The sequence below is a fragment of the Archangium sp. genome (assembly GCF_036389735.1).
GTDB lineage: Bacteria > Myxococcota > Myxococcia > Myxococcales > Myxococcaceae > Archangium.
In genome coordinates, this window is record NZ_DASVWK010001007.1 from 1 (window position 1) to 5144 (window position 5144).

Sequence of the window (5144 nt, forward strand, 5' to 3'; positions counted from 1 at the left end):
CCCCCTCCTCATATTGGGACATGCCATGCCGTGCTCGTGCCGGGCACCTCGAGTGCTCGGAGAACCCCTTCTCCGGGCACCTTCCCGGCCAGCTTTGGGAGTGATGTTCCCATGTACGCCAACACCGCTACGAACCTCGTCTCCTCTCCGCCGAACTTCAAGACGGCTCTCGTCAACAAGGTCTTCTTCATCCGGTGGGAGCAGCCGCCCAGCGCCCTGGAGATCCAGACGGTGACCACGCGCTTCCGCGAGGCCTATGAGGCCTACCGGCAGCAGCTCGTGTGCGTCATCGTCACCGCGCCCAAGGCGCGCGTGCCCAACAGCGAGCAGCGCAAGAACCTCTTCAAGATGCTGGAGGACCACCGCAAGTACATCTGCGAGCTCCACCTCGTCATGGAGGGCAACGAGCTGCAGCACAACCTCCAGCGCATCATCGCGTCCGCGCAGCTCATCGTGACGCGCATCTACGACAACAACTACGCGCGCCTGCACAAGCACGCGGAGGCCATTGCGCCCTACATCACCGCGCGGCTGAAGGTGGACGGGCTGAAGATCATCCAGGACGCCCGCAACGTCGGGGTGTTCCTCTGAGGTGAGGACCGGCCCCTTTCGAGGGGCCGGCCCCGAGGCGCGGCGGACTACCGCGCCATGCAGACGTAGTAGTTCTCGCCGTAGTAGTCGTCGCTGTCGGCCGCGAGCGTGCGCGAGAAGCCCAGGCGCCGCAGCGTGTCCACGAGGGCGTCCGTCTCGAAGAAGGTCACCATCTCGTTGGGGTCCGTCACCAGCCGGCGCGTGACGTCCACGTGGTAGGCGGTGGCGGCCTGGAGGGCCTCGTCCCAGCGGCCCTCGGCCTTCCACTCCTCGATGGAGTTGACCATCACCTTCTGCAGGTCCGGCCGCCGCCGGGGGCCCGTGGCGATGAGCACGCCGCCCGGCTTGAGGTGCGAGCGGGCCTCGCGCAGCACCTCCTCCGGCTCGCGCACGTAGAAGAGGACGTTGTTGAGCACCACCGCGTCCGCCTCGCCCGGCACCTCGGCGGGGAAGGAGCGCACGTCCCCCTCCAGCACCTTCCAGCGCCGGCGTGCCTCCTCGGGCGCCCGGGCCTGCTTGCTCACGGCCAGCCCGAGCATCCCCGGGTTGTTGTCGAAGCCCACCACCGTGTGCCCGCTCTCCACGAGCGGCTGGCTCACCAACCCCGTGCCACAGCCGGCATCGATGACGTATGGGCGCCCCTCGGTGTCCCGGCGAATCTTGGCGGCCATGCGCCGGTAGCAGTTGAGCTGGGAGCAGATGGCGTCATAGCTCCTGGCGAACTCGGTCCAGATATTGTCGACCATGGCCCCAATGTAATGAGCGGAGCGGGGACCGGAACCTCTGTCCTCTGGCGTTGGCACAAAAGAAAACGGGCCCCGCGTCTGACGCGGAGCCCGGGACCAGGGTGACGGCAACTCCCTTGAGCGCCAACGCTCAGTGAGCCTTCATCCACTCGTGGATGGGCGCCCACACCGCGCTGGCCGCGTCACTGGCCAGGAACAGGTCCGCGTGGCCGTAGTCGGCGACGCGCGCCTCGGTCGGCATCCGCTGCACGACGAGGGAGCTCTTGTCCTTGCTGCCCAGCAGGTTCATCGAGTGCAGGCCGTAGCTACCGAAGCCGCCCCCGGCCCCCACGTACATCACCGGCACCTTCACCTCCGCCAGGTGGTCGTCGTACGGCAGCTCCTTCTGGCCGCACAGCAGCTGCTCGCCCTCCACCACCTCCGCGAAGCTCTGGTAGGGACGGGCGTGGCTGAGCAGGTCGAAGAACTGCCGGGACTTCACGTACTGGAGCCCCGAGGGGAGCGGACCCGCGCTGAAGTCGCCCGCGGTGAAGTGGTAGAAGGGCACCGCCGGGTGCACGCCGAGCGCCGGCATGGAGGTGAACTGGAAGGTCGCCGCCCCCATCAGGGTGGCGAGCTGGCCGTAGGGCAGCGGCGGCATCGGAGGCATCGCGATGCCGCTCGGCATGTAGATGGCCGCCTGACCCAGCATCATCACGGCCACGCCGGCGCCCGGCCCCAGCAGACCGCCCTCGACCTGACCCAGCTCCTTCGCCTGCTCGAGCAGGGCCGCGCGCGTGCAGGCCCACTCACGCTGCTGGGCGCCGTCCTCACCGAAGTGCAGCACCATGTCCACCGGGATGAAGCCCTTCACGTGGCGCTGCCCCGCGGGCAGCTGCGTCTCGCCGTTGAGGTAGGCGTACCCGAGCATCGCCCCGCGGCTCCAGCCCAGCAGATCCATCCGCCCGCCGCCGCTCCCCGTCAGCCGGCGCACCTGCCGCGCCACCGCCAGGCCCGTGCCCATGTCCTCCACGTGCGTGCCCATGTTCCACGCCTTCATGAAGGAGAAGTCCTGCGTCTCCAGCGGCACGTGGGTCCACCGCAGATCGATGCCCCACACGTCCACGCCGCGCTCGGCCAGGTAGACAGCGAGGGAGTGGTTCACCGGCACGTCCTGCGTCAGCGTGCTCGCCATGAAGGCGCCGGTGAAGTTCCACGCGTCGCCGTGCACCATGAACACGGACTCGGGGCTGCGCGCCGGCCGCCAGGGCGCCTTCTCGCGCACCACGCGGTGCAGGGTGACGACATCGTGCGCGCCCGCGCCCACCTGGAGCCGGAAGCTGTAGTGGTAGATGTCACCCGCCACCTGCTCGCGCTCGATGCCCCCGGCAACGCTGGCTCCCGCCGCGCTCGCCAGCAGGCCCTGGCGGTCGGACAGCTCGAGCATCGACTGCTCTTGCACCAGCACCTCGGCCTCGACGGGCGGCGCCTCGGAAGCGGTCGTCTCGGCGCCGCAGCCCAGCCAGAGCAGGGCGAAGGGAAGGAGGTGGTGGAGTTGGAAGCGCATTGGGGTCCTCGGAAAGGGGTTCTGCTCGACTGGCGCGGGGGGAAGCAGGAATCAGTCCAACTCTTCAAGCCCGCGAAAAGACTGGAACGACACTGGAATTATGCCGTCGCAGCTGAAACATGCCGTTGATAGTGAACAAAGGAAAGCCCGATTTTCAGAGGGAGTGGGCCAGCCGCGTCGAAATTGAAACCGATGCTTCAAGAGTGAATCAGAAATCGTGCAATCGCGGCGAGGTCTGACAGCCACGTCCCCTGGGGGCAGACCGCTCCATGACACACCTGTCCCACGAACGCTTGTGGCCACCGAAAGCCCGTCCCATGCTGCGCGCCCCGGGAGGAAGCCCATGGCCTTCGCCACCGTTGACCCCACCACCGGTAGGACGCTGCGCACCTTCACCCCCCACTCCCCACAGGAGGTGGAGGCGCGGCTGAAGCGGGCCCAGGAGACGTTCCGCGCCTTCCGCCACACCTCCTTTGGAGAGCGTGCCGGGTGGATGCACCGCGCGGGGGAGCTGCTGGAGGCCGAGGCGGACCGCTACGGGCGGATGATGACGGAGGAGATGGGCAAGCCGCTGGAGGCCGCGCGCGCCGAGGCGAAGAAGAGCGCCACGGCCTGCCACTACTACGCGGACCACGCCGAGCGCTTCCTGGCGGACGAGCCGGTGGACACCGCGCCGGACACGAGCTTCGTGCGCTACCAGCCGCTCGGGCCGGTGCTGGCCATCATGCCGTGGAACTTCCCCTTCTGGCAGGTGGTGCGCTTCGCCGCGCCGGCGCTCATGGCCGGCAACGTGGGGCTGCTCAAGCACGCGCACAACGTGCCCCAGTGCGCGCTCGCCCTGGAGGAGCTCTTCCTGCGCGCGGGCTTCCCCGAGGGCGCCTTCCAGACGCTGCTCATCGACGTGCAGGGGGTGCGCGCCCTCATCGAGGATCCGCGCATCAAGGCGGTGACCATTACGGGCAGCGAGGGCGCCGGCCGCGACGTGGCCCAGCGCTCGGGGCAGCAGCTCAAGAAGGTGGTGCTGGAGCTGGGCGGGAGCGACCCCTTCGTGGTGCTGCCCAGCGCGGACCTGGAGCAGGCGGTGGAGACGGCGGTGAAGGCCCGCCTCATCAACAACGGCCAGTCCTGCATCGCCGCCAAGCGCTTCATCGTCGCCGCGCCCCTCTATGACGCGTTCGAGCGCCGCTTCGTGGAGCGGATGCGCCGCGCCGTGGTGGGGGAGCCGCTGGACTCCAAGACGGAGGTGGGTCCGCTCGCCACGCAGAGCATCCGCGACGGGCTGCACGAGCAGGTGGAGCGCAGCGTGGCCGCCGGGGCGAAGCTGCTGCTGGGCGGACTCAAGCCCCAGGGGCCCGGCTTCTGGTACCCGCCCACCGTGCTGGCCCACCCGCCTCCGGGCTCACCGGCCTACACCGAGGAGATGTTCGGCCCGGTGGCCATCCTCTTCCGCGCCAAGGACGCCGAGGACGCGCTGCGGCTCGCCAACGACTCGCCCTACGGGCTGGGCTCCTCGGTGTGGACGCGCGACGAGGCCGAGCAGCGCCTCTTCATCGACGGGCTGGAGGCCGGCACGGTGTTCGTCAATGGCATGGTGGCCAGCGATACGCGGCTGCCCTTCGGCGGGGTGAAGGCCTCGGGCCACGGGCGCGAGCTGGCGCGCCACGGGCTGCTCGAGTTCCTCAACATCAAGACGGTGCGTCTGGTGGCGGCCCAGTCCACCACCCCGGCCCGGACGCAGGCCCAGGCCAACGAGTAGACGTCTCCAGGGCCTCGGCTCGGGTCGTGTTAGGCTGACCCACCTCGGAGGTGGAGTGAATGAGCGGCGCGCAGGCCGAGCAATCCGCGGGCAAGTGGCTGAAGGCACGACAGCGAATGCTGTGGCGCCAGGCGGTGGCCGAGCCGCTGGAGCCGCGGCTGCCCCTGCCCGGGACGCGCGTGGGGGGCCTGCTGCTGGAGGCGAGGCTGGGCACGGGCGGCTTCGGCACCGTGTACCGGGCCCGGAGCCCAGGCGGCAAGGCGTACGCGGTGAAGTTCATCCACCTGCCACGCGCGGCGGCGTGGGCGTGGAGGGAGCTGGAGGTGCTGCTGCGACTGCGGCGGCTGGGCTGGGTGGCGGTGAGAGGGCATGGGGAATGGCCGGAGAAGGCGCCGCGCTTCGTCTACCTCGTCATGGAGTACGTGAGGGGGCGGGCGCTGCACGCATGGGCCCGGCGCCACAACCCCACGGCGCGGCAGGTGGCGCATCTGGTGCGCGCGCTGGC

General features: G+C 69.6%; 5 protein-coding genes. 3 read left to right on the forward strand and 2 right to left on the reverse strand.

Features of this window, described 5'->3' with window-relative positions; genetic code table 11:
* Positions 1 to 111 precede the first annotated feature (111 nt).
* Entirely contained in the window at positions 112 to 591 is a 480-nt protein-coding gene (locus tag VF794_RS35890; protein WP_331117627.1) for a DofA protein, read from the forward strand.
* Between the two features lie 47 nt (positions 592 to 638).
* Here VF794_RS35890 and VF794_RS35895 read toward each other — a convergent pair whose 3' ends face one another.
* Together VF794_RS35895 and VF794_RS35900 are read right to left on the reverse strand one after the other, a co-directional pair.
* The gene (locus VF794_RS35895; protein ID WP_331117628.1) at positions 639 to 1337 is read right to left on the reverse strand and encodes a class I SAM-dependent methyltransferase; all 699 of its coding nucleotides are present in this window, start codon (positions 1335 to 1337) and stop codon (positions 639 to 641) included.
* Between the two features lie 130 nt (positions 1338 to 1467).
* Positions 1468 to 2883 carry a hypothetical protein gene (locus tag VF794_RS35900; protein ID WP_331117629.1) on the reverse strand — a complete coding sequence of 472 codons (1416 nt, stop codon included), beginning with the start codon at positions 2881 to 2883 and terminating at the stop codon, positions 1468 to 1470.
* 343 nt (positions 2884 to 3226) lie between these two features.
* Here VF794_RS35900 and VF794_RS35905 point away from each other — a divergent pair, with 343 nt between their 5' ends.
* Entirely contained in the window at positions 3227 to 4639 is a 1413-nt protein-coding gene (locus VF794_RS35905; protein WP_331117630.1) for an NAD-dependent succinate-semialdehyde dehydrogenase, read from the forward strand.
* 59 nt (positions 4640 to 4698) lie between these two features.
* On the forward strand, positions 4699 to 5144 hold a 446-nt coding region (locus VF794_RS35910), incomplete at its 3' end, for a protein kinase domain-containing protein (protein WP_414641004.1).

What these genes read in the sequence shown, in the direction of transcription:
- VF794_RS35895 (WP_331117628.1), bottom strand. Translation starts at nt 1,337, where the DNA reads ATGGTCGACAATATCTGGACCGAGTTCGCCAGGAGCTATGACGCCATC.
- VF794_RS35900 (WP_331117629.1), bottom strand. Translation starts at nt 2,883, where the DNA reads ATGCGCTTCCAACTCCACCACCTCCTTCCCTTCGCCCTGCTCTGGCTG.
- VF794_RS35905 (WP_331117630.1), top strand. Translation starts at nt 3,227, where the DNA reads ATGGCCTTCGCCACCGTTGACCCCACCACCGGTAGGACGCTGCGCACC.
- VF794_RS35890 (WP_331117627.1), top strand. Translation starts at nt 112, where the DNA reads ATGTACGCCAACACCGCTACGAACCTCGTCTCCTCTCCGCCGAACTTC.